Origin of the sequence: Halobellus marinus (assembly GCF_032113415.1) — an archaeon.
Taxonomy (GTDB): Archaea; Halobacteriota; Halobacteria; order Halobacteriales; family Haloferacaceae; genus Haloquadratum; species Haloquadratum marinus.
This window is the reverse complement of record NZ_CP134946.1, coordinates 3237906-3254588: the sequence shown is the minus strand read 5'-3', so window position 1 is coordinate 3254588 and position 16683 is coordinate 3237906. Positions and strand designations below refer to the sequence as shown.

The window sequence follows — 16683 nt, the reverse complement described above, 5'->3', positions numbered from 1 at the left end:
CGCCAAAACGGCATCGCGTGGCCGCGAGAACGCGGGGACTGTCGGTCACGTCGCTGTCGACTCCTCGCTCGAATCGGACGCGCCGAGCAGCCGCGGGAGCGCCGTGTTCGCGAAGGTCAGCCCGACGACGAGCAAGATCGGCGCGAAGAAGAGCCCGTAGAATCCGAGCACGACCGGGCCGAGCGTATAGGCCAACATCAGCAGTCCGACGTGGGTCTCCTCGCCGCTGAGCAGCGGCCGGAGCACCAGATCCGGGATCGTATCCACGATGACGACCGCGACAAACAGGAACACGGCGATGTACACCAGGTTCGTGGGATCGCCCCCGAGAAGGATCGGCACGGCGCTGATGATCGTCAGCGGCAGGTAGACGATCTTCATTCCGACGACGGGGATCAGGCTCGCGATCCCGGTGAGGGCGCCGGCGAGCGCGGGGTAGGGCACTTGTGCGGGTTCCGGGACGAACACGTTGTACCCGCTGAAGGCGCCGATCGCGATCAGCGAGATTGCGAGCACGTTCAGGAGGTTGCCGAACAGGACCGCCTCCAGTTCCGTGTCGACGGCTTCGAGGTATTCGCGGATGATTGCGTCCTCGTCGAACCGCAGCAGCCACGCGCTGATCCGGTGGCCGTCGATCAGGAGGTAATAGGTGACGATGATGACGACAAAGAGGTTCAGGAAGAACTGCGAGACCAGCGTCGTCAGAAAGCGGGCGTGCTCAGTCGCGAAGTCGATGAAGGGCGCCAGATCGCCCGACTGATACGCGTCGTAGAGTCCCTCGATCGTCAACTCGGGGATGTCGGAGACGCCGCCGAACCACTCGAAGTTCTTGGCGGCGACGTCGACGAGGGCGTACGCCTCGACGAACTGTCGAGCCTCGATCACCAGAAGGACCGCCGCATAGCTCACGAGCAAGACGAGCGGGATCGCAAGCGAGGCCATCACGATCGCCGCCCGGACGTTCGCGGGCAGGCGGAAGCGGCTGAGGGCCTGATGGTAGCGTCGCGTCGAATAATAGAGGAAGACCGACACGGTGAGCGGGGCGATAAACTCGTATGCGAGAAAGCCGATTGCGACGGAGACGAGGATGCCGAACAGGGCGACGGCGAACCGGTTTCCGTTCATACGATTGAAATCTACGTGAGGGTCGTAAAAACGTATCCCTGTGCGGGCGTCCCGACGCCGAGCACCGGCAGAGTCCTCACCGGCCTCGCGACCGGGATCCACAGCACACTCACGTGTACGCGTCGAACTCCTCGCCGAAGACCAGGAAGTAACCGGTTCCGACGAGGCCGATCGCGGCGGCGATCGTGAAGGCGAGTTCCGGGTTCACGAACTCCCAGAGATAGCCGCCGAGGGCGGCGCTGGGGATGACGACCGTGTTCCGGAGGAGGTAGTACGTTCCCGTGACGCGACCGCCAGCACCCTGCTCGGCGGGGCCGACGATCAGAGCCTTGTGTGAGGGCAACCCGGCGAACCGCAACCCCGAGAAGGCAAACACGAGCACCATCGCGCCCCACGTGGCCGGCGCGTTGATGAGGACGATCGGGAAGACGGCGTAGACCGCAAAGCCGAGGGCGACGACCGGTTTCAGGCCGACGCGCTCGGCGACCTTCGCGGCGGGCGCCATCACGAGCAGCGCGATCAGCATCTCCACGCCGAGGAGGTAGCCGAAGAAGGCCGCAGGCGAGAGATCCAGCGCGTACGAAAAGCCCGCGACCGACACGGTCGCCTCGAGGCCGACCTCGTACAGTTGGGTGATCACGAGCACGAAAAACACGTAGACCATCCCGTTAGCGAAGCGGACGAGCGTGTCGCCGACGAGCAACGGCCGCAAGGCTGCGGGCATCTCCCGCAGGTCACGGCGGATCTCCCCGACGCCCGCGAAGGAGTCGCCGATCGTATCCTCGCTCGCGTCGTACAGGAAATGCTGCGCCAGCGTCCCGACGACGCCGAAGCCGACTGCGACCGCGAGGACGTACCGGAAACTCACCGTGAACGCCGGATGCAAGCCGATGAGCACGGCCGCGAGCACCGGGCCGACGAGAAAGGCCGTCCGCCGGAAGGTCTCCGTGCTGGCGAACCCGGCCGCCAGCCGGGAAGGGTCGGTCGCCTGCTTGACCACCGCGAAGGTCGCCCCCAGGCCGAATGACTTCCACGCCTGCGCCAGCAACAGCCCGACGAAGACCCAGAGCCACGGCTGGATCGTCACGCCGGCGACCGAGAGCGCCCCGAGATCCGGCGCCAGGAGCCAGATTCCGAAGCCCAGCGTCGACACGAGGCCGAAGAGCGTCAGCGAGTACCGCGAGCCGATCCGATCCGAGATCGCGCCGCCGGGATACGGATACACCGCCGAAATGACGTTGCCGACGGTCCCGAACAGCCCGACGACGAAGCCGCTGGCACCGAGTGCGACCAGATACTCCGGGAGGAACCGGTTCGTCATCTGGAACCCGAGGCTGAACGCGAACATCGCGAGCGACAGCACCAGGACGTCGCGTTCGAGCGCGAAGAATCGCCGGAACGTCTCGAAGGGCCCAGGGGCTTCCGCCTGCGTGTCGGGTTCTCTCGTTGTCATCGGACGGGGGGATTTCGAGGTGAATGCGCGCGTCAGAGCGGTAGTCCGATTCGGACTCGCCACCCTTCAGCCGTTACGAAGAATGGCGGCGCTCCGTTACATAAACCTCCGCAACGGCCGCGAGGGGGTGTGTGTATCGTTCGCACAGTCGCTCAAGCGTTAATCCCGTCTCGGCCGTATTCGACCAGTATGGTACCGCTCTCCCGACGAAAGTTCCTCGGCGGCGTGGGTCTCGCGGCACTGAGCGGCTGTGCCGGCCGAAGCGCGGGCGGGACGACGACACCCACGTCGACAGCGACGGCTGCAGAGGCGACCGACGGCGACGGGAGCGGATCGACGACCGATCCGGCGGTCCCGACGGCCGACTCGCGGCTTCCGCTTTCGATGTCGCCGAAAGCGCTGCGCGATGCGGCACGGTCTGGCGGCCCACCGAAAGACGGGATTCCCTCGATCGATAGCCCGGAGTTCGTCGCTCCCGACGCGATCGATTTCCTCAATCCCGGTGATCCGGTCTTCGGAGTCGTCGAGGGAGAGTCGGTGAAGGCCTACCCACAGAAGATCCTGGCGCAACACGAGATCGTCAACGACGAACTGGACGGGACGCCTGTGGCGGTTACCTACTGTCCCCTCACCGGGACCGTCCAGGGGTTCCTGCGCGGGGAGACCACGTTCGGCGTCTCCGGCCGACTCATCAACAACAATCTGGTGATGTACGACCGCGACACCGAGACGTGGTGGCCGCAGATCCTCGCGACGTCGATACCGGGCCCGTGGAACGAGAACCCTGAGATCGCCTCTCTCCGGGAGTTCCGGCTGATCTGGACCACCTGGGCGCGCTGGCAGCGCCAACATCCGGACACGACCGTGCTCTCGACGGACACCGGCTACACGAAGAACTACGGCCGCGATCCGTACGGCGGGTACAACCCGCGCGTCGGCTACTACGACAACGACAACCTCCTGTTTCCGGCCCTGCGGAACGACGACCGATACCCGCGGAAGACCGTCGTGATGGGCGCACGAGCGCCGGAGGGAGCCGTCGCGTTCCGCAAGGAGAGCCTGCGGGAGGCGAAGTTGATGGACGGCGAACTCGGCGGCGAGTCGGTGCTGGCAGTGTACGACCCGCGATACGACACGGGCTACGTCTATCGGAACCCCGAGCGCCAGGAGTACGACCACGGCGAAGACGGTGTCGTCGGCCCCGACGGCACGACGCACGCGTTCGATGCGCTGCCGCTCTCCCGGATTCACACCTTCGATGCGATGTGGTTCGCCTGGGCCGGCTACTACCCCGAGACGAACGTCTATGCGTAACGAATCGCCCGCTCGCCGGTCGAAACACGCCCTCTTCCGGACGCTGACAGCGTTGACGATGGTGCGGACCAGAACCGACGCCCGCCTCGTCTTCGGCGTCGTCACTGTGGTCTATCTGCTCGTGTATCTCCGGGCGATCGGCGATATCGCACCCGGACTCGGGGGCTACTCCCTCACGGTCGCCGCCGACCCCTTAGCGAGCCTGTTGCGGCCCGCACTCGGCCCGTTTTCCTTCGAATCTGTCGCGCGCGTCCGTCTGGGGCCGGTCACCTACCTGTTCTCCTTGAACTCCGTCATCGGCCTCCTGCTCGCCGTGCTCGTCGGCGCCAACCTCGCGCTCACGTATCTTGCCTGGACACAGCCGGCGGCCTGTGGGATCGGTGAATCCACCTCGGGCCTCCTGGCGAGTCTGCCAGCCGTCCTCTCGGGAACGGCCTGCTGTGGACCGGTGGTTCTGATCGTCCTCGGCATCCAGGCCTCGAGTGTCCTCCTGACGGCGTTTCAGTTTCTGCTTCCGGTCTCCGTGCTCCTGCTTGCGGGGAGTCTCGTCCTGGTTGGGCGGCAGATCGACCCACAGCGGGCCTGAACCGGGGCTGTCAATCGCTCCGGCAGTTGACACACAGCGCGTCGTCGACGTCCTCCTCGGGGATCGTTACCCCACAGCGGCGGCACCGGAACCGAGTGTGCGTGTACTCTGTGTGGGATTTAACCCTTGACTGTTCAGATTTATCGGCCATATGCATTCGAAACAGCGCAAGATACAAAATATCTTTGCACATATATCCCGTATTTCTGGTATCTCGTGGCGGGGCGCCCCGACTTGGTTTCGTAGCGGTCGCTGACGGGCACAGCGCACGCAAAAGACGAAATGGGGACCGCACCGAGTATCCGCGAGGACCGATCTGCCGGCGGAGAGAGCCGGGAGCGGAGTCGAACCGAAGAATCGCGCGACGGGTGCTCGGTCCGTCTCAGGCTGCGCGGCGTTCCTTCGACTTGGGTCGAAGGTTCTTGTAGCCGCACTTGCGGCACTGGTCGGCCCGCTGCGGGTTGCGGGCGTTGCAGCGCATACAGATCTGCTTTTCCAGTGTGCGCTTCACGGCGGATTCGTTCTTGGGCATACACTCCGCTTCCGGACGCGGGAGTATAACCCTTGCGAGACGAAAAAGCTCGGAGCGCCGGCGACCTCGATCGCAGCGACGGGTCGCGTGGAGTGCGGGGTGCGTCATACCGCCGTCGCAGCCGTCGACTGCGGCGGCGAGCCGAATCAGGCGTCGGCCGGCTGTGCGGCAGATTCGAGCGCCGCCTCGATGTCCTCCCGGCCGGTGAAGCCGACGAAGCGGTCGACGATCTCGCCGTCGCGCTCGACGACGACGGTCGGGAGCGACCGGACCTGATACTGATTTGCGACCTCCTGGTCGTCGTCGACATCGATCTTGCGGAAGTCGACGTTGCCGTAGTCGGACGCCAGTTCCTCTAAGATCGGGTCCTGCTTCTTACACGGGCCGCACCAGTCGGCGTAGAAATCGAGTAATCGGACACTCATCGTGTGCGGCGAGACGTTGCGGGGGGCGTCGCATAAACATTTCTACCGGGCCACCCCACGCCGCCTCACGCGGCATTCCGCGTCGCCTCACGCGAAATGGACGCACGCCGTCCCGGGACGGTCGAGCGTGTGACCCCCGAGACGGTCGAGAGGTACCCGAGACCTTCGGCGAGCATCCGAAACGTTTAGGCGGCGTACCGACGACGTAAGGGTATGAGCAGTGGCCAGAACAGCGGCGGCCTGATGTCGAGTGCGGGGCTCGTCCGGTACTTCGACGCCGAGGACCGCAACGCGATCCGCATCGACCCGAAAACCATCGTCGCGTTCGGACTCCTCTTCGGCGTCGGCGTCCTCCTTTTGAACGCCGTCGCGATCTGAGACGGAGAACTCTCACTGTATCCCGCCGAGCACCACCCCCGTTGACGGCGCTCGGCAGCAAGAGACGAGAGTACTCAGTATGAATCGCCCGCAACGTTACGCGGAACGGACGCTTTTTATCGATACGGTCCTCACTCGCAGATATGTTACGAGCGGGTGTCGTCGCCGTCCAGGGTGACGTCTCCGAACACGCCGCAGCGATCCGAAACGCGGGGGCGGCCCACGATGAAGACGTCGAGGTGGTCGAGATCAGACAGTCCGGCAGCGTCCCCGACTGCGACGTCCTCCTGCTTCCGGGCGGGGAGTCGACAGCGATCTCCCGCCTTTTGGCCCGCGAGGGGATCGACGAGGAGATCCAGACGCACGTCAATGCGGGCAAGCCAGTGCTTGCGACCTGCGCGGGACTGATCGTCGCTGCCAGCGACGCGCAGGACGACCGCGTCGACACCCTCGATATCCTGGACGTGACCGTCGACCGCAACGCCTTCGGCCGCCAGGTCGACAGCTTCGAGGCCCCGCTCGACGTCGCGGGCTTTTCGGCCCCGTTTCCGGCGGTCTTCATCCGCGCACCCGTCATCGACGAGGTCGGCGAGGAGGTCGAGGTTCTCGCTCGGTGGGAGGACGACCCCGTCGCCGTCCGCGAAGGGCCGGTCGTCGGTACCGCGTTTCACCCCGAACTGACCAACGACAGCCGGATTCACGACCTGGCGTTCTTCGACGAGATGGCCGTCGAAGCATAGGCTTCGGGGCGTACCGGCGGTCGACAGAGCCGATTGTGGTGGTCCTCACCGAGTCTTGTCTGGCCGCTCCTCCGAAAGAAGCCGTGAACGGCCCCCTTGTATCTCTGTGAGAAAATAATTTGTATTCTTATGCTTCTGACTTTTGATCAGGTTTGCTATATTTATATGAACGTTTCATATCGCCGTGTTGTCGAGCAAGCCAGGGTCGGTTCCGGGCCACAGTGAGTGCGGTTACACTACCAGTAGTGGGGACAGCGTCGATCACGCCGCGCCCGTGCCCGGTGCAGTGGGCAGTTCTCGTGGAATCGACAGTGAAGAGACGGGGACCGACAAAAGAGCACGGATCTATCGACCCCGGGATCGAATTCGGCTGCAGTCTGGCGTAGCCGTGGGTGTGCTGGAGAACTCCACCACCGACAACGACGTGATCCGAACTCTCGCCGCCCGCTTGGGACGAACCAACCGTCACTCCGACTGCCACTGTGAGCAGGCGTGCTATGAGCATTAACATAATATATCTTAACTATAAATTGAATTGGTACTACGCGTCCTTCGGCGAGCGATCAGTCAGTAGTTCACCACGCTTCGGGCGCTCGACAGCCCGCCTGCCGCTCGACTCGGTACACTCGATAGGGGGCGGCACTGGGTGTAGCCGCTTAAATCGACCCCCCGTCTCCTCCCCTCTGTGAGACACGGTCTCCCAGTGATAGAGTTCGATTGGCGAACCAAACGAACGTGTATACACGTCGCCGCGGTCGGGGACAGCGCCCAAACAAACATACGTACGTCTGTTATTCTCTCGTCCCGATAGCGTCGTTCCGTGTGCAGATACCATCCTCACTATAGTAGCGTTTGCAACTGATTACTCATCCAATCGTGCTGTCGTGCGATCGTGTGAGCGAAGACTTGCAAACGCTACTATAGGCGTGTATGTGGCCCGCTATCGATCGGACATAGCCATTGGCGAAGACAGATCGATAGCTCACAGCCGTTTGGCCGTGCGACCGACAAAAAAACAGACGCAGCGGAGGTTCGATTCCGACCGAACACTGTCGGAATCGATTCTCCCACTGGGGGTGCCCCAAAATTAATTATTAATCTGAGATAATTCCGAGCAAGTTGTTCGCTGTTACCGAATAGAAATCATTCCTCAGATCTCCGTTTACGCCCACTAACAGTGGATTCTAGGGTATTTCAGGATCAGTCGCAGAAAGCAGATTTTGCCGTAATCAAGACTTCCAGCGCTTCATCTAATCAAAATCAACATATAATCATATGGAAAGAATCCGTTCGCTCATAGCGAACCACTATCGGGGATGCCGGATGTTGATCTCGATCTCGTTCTTTTTCCCCAGGAGCCGCTCGACGTACTCCTCTTCCAGTTGCTCTCTGGTGAGATGCTTCGCCGGACCCGAGAGACTGATAGCGCCGTGGACGCCTTCTTCGATGCGTTTAATCGGCGCTCCGATGGCGTTGAGACCTTCCAGCGCCTCGCCGATGTTGAACGCGACTTCCTGTTCCCGGATCGTGTCCAGTTCGGCGCGCAGTTCGTCAGGATCGGTGATCGTGTTTTTCGTCTTTTCGGGGAGTGGACTGTCGCCGATCAGCGCCTCCCGCCGCTCTTCGGGGAGATGAGCCAGAATCGCTTTCCCCGCCGCCAGGAAGTGGAGTTCGGTAACGCCGCCCTCGCGCGCATACGTCTGAATCGGCGACTCGCCCTCGACACCGTACAGGTACACCGCTTTCCCCTGCCGTTCGACGATACACCAGACTTTGTATCCGGTTTCGTCGGCTAACTCCTGCAGGCGTGGTTTCGCCACCTGAAACAGGTCCATCTGATTGCGGGCCCAGATGCCGTAGTCCAGAAACCGATATCCGATCCGGTATTCCCCGTCCTCTCGATGCACGAACCCGTGTGCCTCAAGCGTTTTCAGATGGCTGTGGACGGAGCTCTTGGCCAAATCGAGGTCGGCGGCCAGTTCGGTGACTGTTGCTCCGTTCCGCTCCCGGACGGTCTCGATGATTTCGAGCAGCGTCTCGTCCGATTTGACACCGCCCTTCGTGGTTTTCCGAGCCATACTCGTGCGTGGTGATGAACGATAATAAATATTGATCGGTGATATCGAACGGCGCACTCGGTTGGGCACCCATCTCGGGCACCTGCACAGAGAGAGGCGACAGAACCGACAGGCACTCGTCATCCCTCCTGCCCCAAATTATATGTACCAATGAATTATTTGAGACGGTATGGCAAAGAACCCAGTAGCCGACAAAGACTACTCCGTACTACCGAAGCAGCAGGCGTTCAAGGTCCACGCGCCGGACGCCCCCGACCTGGTCGAGGGTGCGGGAGATAACCTCAAGACCGTCCATTCGGTCATGCTCACGAACGATATGTACGTGACGTGGACCACCGGTCAGCCCGGAGACGTCTTCCCGCTGCACAGCCATATGCCGGAGATGTATCAGATACTGACGACCATCAAAGGCCGGTGCATCTGGTACTACAAGGACAACGATGGCAACGAGCAATCCATCGAAGCCGGGCCGGGGGACGTGGTGTACCTCCCCGGCGGGGCCGAAAACCGCGTCGAAGTGATCGGCGACGAGGAGCACATCCACATCGGCTCGTACCCGCGGGTTCGCGTGCCGCGTGTCGAGCAGCTCACCGGGATCGTCCCCGACGAGGTGGAGAATCCCAAAGACTTCCGCGTGGGTGTCGACTTCGACAACGTGCGGGATCGGTTCGTCGAAACCGACGACGAGAGCTTCTCGACCGCCGACCACGAGTAACGCCCCGGCAGATGGAAGTCACCACGCTCGATGCGATCCCGGTCAGCGTTCCGAAAGCGACAGCGCTCCGCACCGGCGGGTCGACGGCGTCGACTGCCGGGTCGGCGTCGTTCGATCACGTGCTGGTCCGCGCAGAAACGGCGGGCGGTGTGACCGGCTACGGCGAAGTCGCGCCACACCCGGACTGGCCGAACAGCGGGACGCAGTCGACGGTCCGGTCGGTGATCGAATCGGAGTTCGCTCCCGTCGTCGAGGGGCGACGAGCGGCTCACGTGGCGCGGCTCACCGAGGAACTGGACCGGACGGTCGCCTCACAACCGTTCGCGCGGGCGGGCGTGGACGCTGCGCTCTACGATGCGTTCGGCAAACACGTCGGCGAGCCGACGTACGAATTGCTGGGGGGGCCGACGAACACGGACCGATCGCTCCCGCTGCACTACACGATCGGGATCAAAGATCCCGAAGAGGTCCGGGAGGAGGCATCGGCAGCGGCGGCCGATGGGTTCCGGGCGTTCAAACTGAAGGTCGGCGCCGACGAACGCTCGGCCGACTGTCGGCGACTCGAAGCCGTCCGTGACGCCTGCCCCGACGCGCGGATCCGTGTGGACGCCAACGGCACCTGGTCTGCGGGGGAGTCAGTCCGTGCGATCCGGGAGCTGAACGAAGCAGCCCAGGGGATCGTCTTCGTCGAACAGCCAGTCCCACACGACGACCGGAGCGGCCTCAGGCGCGTCCGCGAGGCGGTCGAACCGTCGGTTATGGCCGACGAAGGGTGTTACACACCTGGCGACGTTGCCACGCTGGCGGGGACGGACGCTGTCGACGCAATCAACATCAAGCCCGCAAAGGCCGGTGGCCTCTCCGGGGCGAAGCGTGTCGCGGCGACGGCGGCCGCGCACAACCTCCCGTGCTACATCGGGGGGATGTTGGAGCTGAGTGTTGGCGCGGCCGCGGCCGCACATTTCGCGCTCGCGACCCCGGAGCGGGCCTACCCGACGGGCCTCCTCAATGCAGACGCCGACGGGTCCCTCGTTGAGAACCCCGACCGGTGGAATGCAGCCGGCCCGTCGTTCACCGTTCCGGACGAACCGGGGATGGGCATCGCTGTCGACGCCGACGCCGTCGAGCGATATCGGGTCGACTGAGCAGATACGTCGTCTGTAATATTGTCGCCGGCGAGGGGGCGCATCGCCCATCTATTAGAAAAGTTTAATACATATCGTTATCTCTGTCGGGTTGGTATGAGAGCATCTGACAGAGCCAGAGGGATTAGAAACTATGTCGAAAACTGGGCGGAGGTATCTGAAGGCGAAGAGGTCATCGTCGTCGCCGACAGCTACGCCGACGAGGACGTGGTGAGCGAGGTCGCCGCCCAGGCAAGTGCCCAGGGAGCAAACGTTGTCGAGACGTGGATCGATTTCAACCCGATCCAGGCGCAGGGTGGCGGCCCGATCATCGACGAGGCGCTGAAGTCGGCCGACAAGATGCTCCGGATGACGTTCGCCACCAGTCACGACCGCGGGACACAGAAGGCGGTGATGGAGCACGGCCTGGAGATGTACAGCGTTGCGAACCCGAACGACCCGGAGTTTTTCGCCCAGGAGGCGGCGGAGTATCCCGTCGAACTCGTCTTGGAGATCGAAAAGAAAGCGCTCGAAATCGCTCGGGCGGGCTCTGAGATCCACGTGACGTGCGAGAAGGGGACCGACGTGACCGCGACGTACAACCCCGAAGACTGGGGCGGCGACTTCGGGACGGTCCCCGCCGACGAGAAACGACCGGGGACCTACCCGGCGACGTTCCCGGGCGCAATCGCCGGGGTACTCCCCCCGAAGGAGACGAACGGTGTCGTCTACTACGACGCCTTCAGCGGCGTCGGCGTCGGGGACGAACCGATCAAACTGACCTTCGAGGACAACTACTGCACGAACATCGAGGGCGGAAGCACGGCCAACGAACTCGCAGACATCGTCGAGGGGGTTCCGAACGTCGGGTTCTGCGAGGAGTTCATGTTCGGGCTCCACCCGAAGGTCCGCGACGCGCCGCTGGATCAGAAGCCGATTCCGAACGAGGCCGAACGGCGGTACGGTAATATCCACATCGCGATCGGGAATATGCGGACGTTCAGTATGTATCCCTTCGAGGAGACGGGCGGCTCGGAGCTCCACCTGGACGGATTCGTCCTGGACCCGACGATCGAAATCGACGGCGAACCGGTGGTCGAGGACGGCAAACTCACCTTCCTCGACGCGCCCGAGATTCGCGAAGTAGCCGCAGAGCACGGCGACCCGGACAAACTGCTCTCTCAAAAATAGACCAATGAGCGACATCACAACCCAAGTTGCCAGCTTCCTCGAACCGCTGGCCGACGACGACGAAGGTATCGAAGTACTCGATCAACAGCTCGCCGACCGACAGTTCGTGTTCGACCTGTCGGACGCCGATCCGTTCGTCCTCGACGCGTCCCTCGAGGACATCACCTGCGAGTTCGGGCAGATCGAATCGCCCGACCTAGTCAACGAGGTCACGCGCGTCGAAGGGGACACGGACTCGCTCCGCCGGATTATGCGGGGCGATGTGTCGCCGCTGGAGGCGCTCAACGAGGGCGACATCTTCATGACGAGTATGATGACCGCCCGGTGTTACAACTACGGCCTCCTGCGCGCGTTCCGGCGTGGTGCGGAGATCAACCCCTGCAGAAAATACGACTGGCAAGAATAGATGTCCCTGCTCTCCGTTCGTGATCTGGAAGTGCACTACGAGGTCGAAGACGGCTACGTCCACGCCGTCGACGACGTCTCGTTCGATATCGAACGGGAGTCACCTCATCGAGACGATGCTCCAGCTTGAACGGCCCACGGACGGCAAGGTCATCTTCGACGTCGAGGACATCTGTGAGTACTCGAGTACGAAGCTACGGTCGTTCCGCGAGCGTGCCCGGATGAGCTTCCAGGACCCCTACGAGACGCTCAATCCACAAAAGACGGTGTTTCAGGCGATCACGGAGCCGCTAAAGAACGTCCGCGTTCTGGACCACGATGAGTTGAGAGCGAAGGTCAAGACGACGCTGAACGACATCAGTCTCAGCCCGGCAGAGGAGTACATCGACCTGTTTCCCGAACAGCTGAGTGGGGGGCGAACGCCAGCGCGTCTGTATCGGCCGTGCTATCGTATTAGACCCAGATCTGCTGGTCGCAGACGAGCCGTTGTCGATGCTCGATGTCTCCCTGCAGTCGGGCATCCTTCGGCTACTCGACCGGCTCTAGGCCGAACACGGATTCGCGATGATCTACGTCACCCACAACCTCTCGGTGGTACAGTCGGTGGCAGATCGAATTGCCGTGCTGTATCCCGGGAAGATCGTCGAATAGGGGACTGCAAAACAGGTCGTCAACGACCCGAAGCACCCGTACACGCGGTCGCTCGTGGCCTGTCTGCCGACACTCACGGGCGACCGCGAACGGGTGTTGCTGCCGATCCCCGAGGACGACGACGACCGCGACATTCCGGGCTGTCAGTTCCACCCGCGCTGTCCCGACGCGATGGAGGAGTGCTCGCGTGCGGTTCCGGCGCTCGACGACAGTCAAACCGACAGACAGGTCGCCTGCTTCCTCCACCACGAGGTGACGGAGGCGGACCGCGACGAGCAACCGTCGGGCGTCGGATCGACGGCCGAACCCGAAAGCCGCGTGACGTCGGAGCCACAGTGATGGGAGGAAAATGAGCGGCCCGTATCCGTTCACCGCACTCGTAAACCAGGAGTCGATGAAGCGGGCGCTCGTCCTCAACGCGATCAATCCGACGATCGGCGGCGTGTTGATCCGCGGCGAACGCGGCACCGCCAAATCCACCGCCGTCCGCGCTCTCAGCGACGTCCTCCCCGACCAAAGGATGGTCGCCGACTGTCCGTACGGATGCCCTCCGGACGACGTCGAGCGGATGTGCGAAGAGTGTCGGCGCCGCACTCGACGTGGTGAGTCGCTCCCGACGAAGACGCGCTCGATGCGGGTGATCGACCTGCCGCTCGACGCGACGGAAGACCGACTCACGGGCACGCTCGACATCGAGCGGGCACTCGGCGGAGGCGAGACACGGTTCGAACCGGGCGTGCTGGCGTCGGCGAATCGGAACATCCTGTACGTCGACGAGGTGAATCTGCTCGACGACCACCTCGTCGACGCGCTGCTCGACGCCGCTGCGATGGGCGAAAACGTCGTCGAACGCGAGGGGATCTCTCACCGACACCCCGCCGAGTTCATCCTCGTCGGCACGATGAACCCCGAAGAGGGGTCGTTGCGACCTCAGTTGCTCGATCGCTTCGGCCTCGTCGTCGACGTCGAGGGCGTCGAGGACGTCGCCGAACGCGTCGAAATCAGCGACCGACGGGCCGCCTTCGAGGCCGACCCCGACGGATTCAGAGCGGAGTACGCAGAGACGGAGGCGGCGCTCGCGCGAGATATCGTCGAGGCCCGCGACCGTCTCGACAGGGTTTCCATCCCCGACGAGACGAGAACGGCGATTTCAGCACGCGCCGTCGACGAGCACGTGCCGGGACTGCGTGGCGATATCGCGGTTCGGCGGACGGCGGTCGCGGCTGCCGCGCTCGATGGGGTCGAAACAGTCGAAAAACGCCATCTGGAAGAGGCACTTGCCCTCGCGTTACCACACCGACAGGATGGAGACGAACACCACAGCGAAGACGAGAAAGCGGTCCTGTTGCCCGACGACGTCGACGCCGGCGAGGCTACCGATACGACTGCAAGCGATCACGAGTCCGACGGTCGCGTCCCTGTCACCGGTGGACGAAACGACCTGATTACCGAGACGGAGTCGACCTATCCGATCGACCGGACGGCGATGGACGTCTCGCAGGATCGGCGGGTCCGCGACGACTACGGGCGTCGGATCCCGTCGAAAGTGCGCTTCCGGAGCGGCCGATACGTGGGCGCACGCCGTCGCGACGACGTTACTGACGTCGCGATCGATGCGACGCTCCGGGCCGCGGCACACCGACAAGGAAAAGCAGCCAGCGGAGCCGACAGCCAGTTCGAGATCAGAACCGGGGATATCCGGAGCAAGGTTCGCGAACACACCGCGCGAGGCCTCCTCATCCTGGTCGTCGACGCCAGCGGGAGCGTGATGAACGGCTCGAAGATGAAAGAGACCAAACGCGCTGTGTTGTCTCTCATCGAAGACGCATATCAAACGCGTGACCGCGTTGCAGTCGTGGCGTTTCGCGGACGCGACGCGGACGTGATCGTGTCGCCGACCCGGAATATCGGTCGTGCGCGGGAGCGCGTCTCGGAACTCCGAGTCGGCGGGAACACGCCGCTGAGTCACGGCCTCGTCGCTGCCTACGAACTCGCCGAGCGAGAGCGACGCCGGGATAGCGAGGCATACCCGCTCGTGGTCCTCTTCAGCGACGGGAAGGCGAACGTCTCCTACGAGGACGGTGCCGAACCGGAGGACGAAGCGCTCCGAATCGCGACCGCACTGGGGAACGCCGATATCGAATCAGTCTACGTGGATACCGGCTACGGACTGAACGACTCGAAGTACTCACTGTGGTCCGACGAGAAGGCGCTGGCCGCAAAGCGCGAGGAGTTCGAGTGGAACCGACGGCTCGCCGACGCGATGGGCGGAGAGTATCTCCCGATGATCGAACTACCTGATGGCGATTTCATCCAGCAATGACCAACACTGACTTACAGACTACCGAATCGACGACGGACGGACCGTTTCCGTTCACCGCACTCGTAAACCAGGAGTCGATGAAGCGGGCGCTCGTCCTCAACGCGATCAATCCGACGATCGGCGGCGTGTTGATCCGCGGCGAACGCGGCACCGCCAAATCCACCGCCGTCCGCGCTCTCAGCGACGTCCTCCCCGAGCAGACGGTCGTTTCCGACTGTCCGTACGGCTGTCCGCCCGACGCGATCGAGCGGATGTGCGAGGAGTGTCGGCACCGTACGCAGGCGGGCGAGTCGCTGCCGACCGAAACACGCCCGATGCGGGTGGTCGACCTGCCGCTCGACGCGACGGAAGACCGTCTTACGGGCACGCTCGACATCGAGCAGGCACTCGGCGAAGGGCAAGCCCGCTTCGAACCGGGTGTGCTTGCGGCCGCGAATCGGAACATCCTGTACGTCGACGAGGTGAATCTACTCGACGACCACCTGGTCGACGCGCTGCTCGACGCCGCCGCGATGGGCGAAAACGTCGTCGAACGCGAGGGAATCTCCCACCGGCATCCCGCCGAGTTCATCCTCGTCGGCACGATGAACCCCGAAGAAGGATCGTTGCGACCACAGTTGCTCGACCGGTTCGGCCTCGTCGTCGACGTCGAGGGTGTCGACGACGTCGCCGACCGCGTCGAGATCAGCGACCGGCGCGCCGCCTTCGAGGCCGACCCTGCGGGCTTCCGACGGGAGTACGCGGAGAAGGAAGCAGCGCTTACGGGAGATATCGTCGATGCACGCGATCGGCTCGATTCGGTTTCGATACCAGTGCCGGTGAAACGTGCCATCGCGGAGACGAACATCCGCCTCGGCGTGGACGGTCATCGTGGCGATAATACGCTCCGCAGGGCTGTCCGCGCGCTTGCGGCGTTCCGTGGCGACACGGCTGTTACCACCGCGATGCTCCGGGAAGTTGCAGGGATGGCACTGGACCACCGGACAGTCCAACTTCCCTTCGAGGAGGAGTCGACGAGTGTCGAGGACGCTCTGTCGGCGGCTATCGATGAGCACGCGACGTAGTGGGCGCCGTCAGAACAGTACTATCACCAGAAATCATATTCATATATGCTACCCTGCGATTTATCATAATCAGTGTCTGGAATCGTTCCGGCGCCTCAACTGCGAGCCGCGTTGCCAATCCTGCACCGCGTGAGGATTCTGCGACATTGCACCGCTCAATTCCGAGTTCCTGCAGAAACGTCAGTGTATGTTCGACCTCGGTGCCGTCCCGATACGCATCGATCGTTTCAGGATTGTCGGTTAGCCCACAGCCGATGCGATCGAACGCGAGGACCCGAAATCGGTCGCTGAGATACTCGAAGGCGGTTGTCCGAATATTCGCACTGCTGAGTCCGCTCCAGTTCCCACTATGAAGGAGACCGAGCACCTCATCTGTTGGATCGCCAACGTCATAATAATCGAGTTCGGATACCGCCGATATCGATAAATTCCGGAGTATAGCCGTCAATACCGCCGTCCTTGTGCCCGTTGGACAGGTCCGTCTCTATGTTGGGAATTATGAGGGAATTGACATACCTTTCTCTCCTGGTTTCAATCTTACCCATACTTTGAAGTAGTACACTGATATAGCGGGACACT

19 protein-coding genes and 1 pseudogene are annotated in these 16683 nt (G+C 62.9%); 14 read left to right on the top strand and 6 right to left on the bottom strand.

What is annotated here, in order from left to right; genetic code table 11:
- Positions 1-45 precede the first annotated feature (45 nt).
- Positions 46-1125: an AI-2E family transporter gene (locus RJT37_RS16100; protein WP_313686045.1), complete on the bottom strand. Its 1080-nt coding sequence runs from the start codon at positions 1123-1125 to the stop codon at positions 46-48.
- A gap of 109 nt (positions 1126-1234) precedes the next feature.
- Positions 1235-2578, bottom strand: a complete 1344-nt coding sequence (locus RJT37_RS16095; RefSeq protein WP_313686043.1) for an MFS transporter — start codon at positions 2576-2578, stop codon at positions 1235-1237.
- A 189-nt stretch (positions 2579-2767) separates the two neighbouring features.
- On the opposite strand from RJT37_RS16095, the gene RJT37_RS16090 reads away from it, so the two are divergent.
- Positions 2768-3892: a DUF3179 domain-containing protein gene (locus RJT37_RS16090; RefSeq protein ID WP_313686041.1), complete on the top strand. Its 1125-nt coding sequence runs from the start codon at positions 2768-2770 to the stop codon at positions 3890-3892.
- Positions 3885-4478: a hypothetical protein gene (locus tag RJT37_RS16085; protein ID WP_313686039.1), complete on the top strand. Its 594-nt coding sequence runs from the start codon at positions 3885-3887 to the stop codon at positions 4476-4478. Before RJT37_RS16090 ends, RJT37_RS16085 begins: the two co-directional genes overlap by 8 nt.
- Positions 4479-4860: 382 nt before the next feature.
- On the opposite strand, the gene RJT37_RS16080 is transcribed toward RJT37_RS16085, so the two are convergent.
- Positions 4861-5010, bottom strand: coding sequence for a 50S ribosomal protein L40e (locus RJT37_RS16080; protein ID WP_311172976.1), 150 nt, complete (start codon positions 5008-5010; stop codon positions 4861-4863).
- A gap of 146 nt (positions 5011-5156) precedes the next feature.
- The gene (locus RJT37_RS16075) at positions 5157-5435 is read right to left on the bottom strand and encodes a thioredoxin family protein (protein WP_311172975.1); all 279 of its coding nucleotides are present in this window, start codon (positions 5433-5435) and stop codon (positions 5157-5159) included.
- 213 nt (positions 5436-5648) lie between these two features.
- On the opposite strand from RJT37_RS16075, the gene RJT37_RS16070 reads away from it, so the two are divergent.
- Positions 5649-5813 (top strand): preprotein translocase subunit Sec61beta, encoded by a 165-nt coding sequence (locus RJT37_RS16070; protein WP_313686035.1) that lies wholly within the window; start codon positions 5649-5651, stop codon positions 5811-5813.
- 143 nt (positions 5814-5956) lie between these two features.
- The gene (gene pdxT / locus RJT37_RS16065; RefSeq protein ID WP_313686033.1) at positions 5957-6553 is read left to right on the top strand and encodes a pyridoxal 5'-phosphate synthase glutaminase subunit PdxT; all 597 of its coding nucleotides are present in this window, start codon (positions 5957-5959) and stop codon (positions 6551-6553) included.
- 1307 nt (positions 6554-7860) lie between these two features.
- Here pdxT and RJT37_RS16060 read toward each other — a convergent pair.
- The gene (locus RJT37_RS16060; RefSeq protein ID WP_313686032.1) at positions 7861-8631 is read right to left on the bottom strand and encodes an IclR family transcriptional regulator; all 771 of its coding nucleotides are present in this window, start codon (positions 8629-8631) and stop codon (positions 7861-7863) included.
- A gap of 169 nt (positions 8632-8800) precedes the next feature.
- Between RJT37_RS16060 and RJT37_RS16055 the strand changes: the two genes are divergently transcribed.
- From RJT37_RS16055 to RJT37_RS16020, 10 genes and pseudogenes are all read left to right on the top strand, one after another.
- A complete protein-coding gene (locus RJT37_RS16055; protein ID WP_313686031.1) occupies positions 8801-9346 on the top strand; it encodes a cupin domain-containing protein in 546 nt (181 codons plus the stop codon).
- A gap of 11 nt (positions 9347-9357) precedes the next feature.
- Complete coding sequence (locus tag RJT37_RS16050; protein WP_313686029.1) at positions 9358-10491, top strand: mandelate racemase/muconate lactonizing enzyme family protein; 1134 nt, start codon at positions 9358-9360, stop codon at positions 10489-10491.
- Positions 10492-10587: 96 nt separating this feature from the next.
- A complete protein-coding gene (locus RJT37_RS16045; protein WP_313686027.1) occupies positions 10588-11661 on the top strand; it encodes a 2,5-dihydroxypyridine 5,6-dioxygenase NicX family protein in 1074 nt (357 codons plus the stop codon).
- A 4-nt stretch (positions 11662-11665) separates the two neighbouring features.
- On the top strand, positions 11666-12067 hold the full coding sequence (locus tag RJT37_RS16040) for a hypothetical protein (protein WP_313686025.1): 402 nt from the start codon (positions 11666-11668) through the stop codon (positions 12065-12067).
- Positions 12068-12196, top strand: coding sequence for a hypothetical protein (locus tag RJT37_RS16035; protein WP_313686023.1), 129 nt, complete (start codon positions 12068-12070; stop codon positions 12194-12196).
- Positions 12183-12425 (top strand): annotated as a pseudogene (locus RJT37_RS20715) (peptide ABC transporter ATP-binding protein); the annotation flags it as partial. The gene RJT37_RS16035 and the pseudogene RJT37_RS20715, both read left to right, overlap by 14 nt.
- Positions 12426-12474: 49 nt before the next feature.
- Positions 12475-12612 carry an ATP-binding cassette domain-containing protein gene (locus RJT37_RS20710; RefSeq protein WP_390209092.1) on the top strand — a complete coding sequence of 46 codons (138 nt, stop codon included), beginning with the start codon at positions 12475-12477 and terminating at the stop codon, positions 12610-12612.
- A gap of 159 nt (positions 12613-12771) precedes the next feature.
- The gene (locus tag RJT37_RS16030) at positions 12772-13056 is read left to right on the top strand and encodes an ABC transporter ATP-binding protein (protein ID WP_313686022.1); all 285 of its coding nucleotides are present in this window, start codon (positions 12772-12774) and stop codon (positions 13054-13056) included.
- A gap of 10 nt (positions 13057-13066) precedes the next feature.
- Positions 13067-15040 (top strand): VWA domain-containing protein, encoded by a 1974-nt coding sequence (locus RJT37_RS16025; protein ID WP_313686020.1) that lies wholly within the window; start codon positions 13067-13069, stop codon positions 15038-15040.
- Positions 15037-16104, top strand: coding sequence for a magnesium chelatase ATPase subunit I (locus tag RJT37_RS16020; RefSeq protein ID WP_313686018.1), 1068 nt, complete (start codon positions 15037-15039; stop codon positions 16102-16104). Before RJT37_RS16025 ends, RJT37_RS16020 begins: the two co-directional genes overlap by 4 nt.
- Here RJT37_RS16020 and RJT37_RS20705 read toward each other — a convergent pair.
- The gene (locus RJT37_RS20705) at positions 16082-16471 is read right to left on the bottom strand and encodes an alpha/beta fold hydrolase (protein ID WP_390209093.1); all 390 of its coding nucleotides are present in this window, start codon (positions 16469-16471) and stop codon (positions 16082-16084) included. The genes RJT37_RS16020 and RJT37_RS20705 overlap by 23 nt on opposite strands.
- Positions 16472-16683 lie beyond the last annotated feature (212 nt).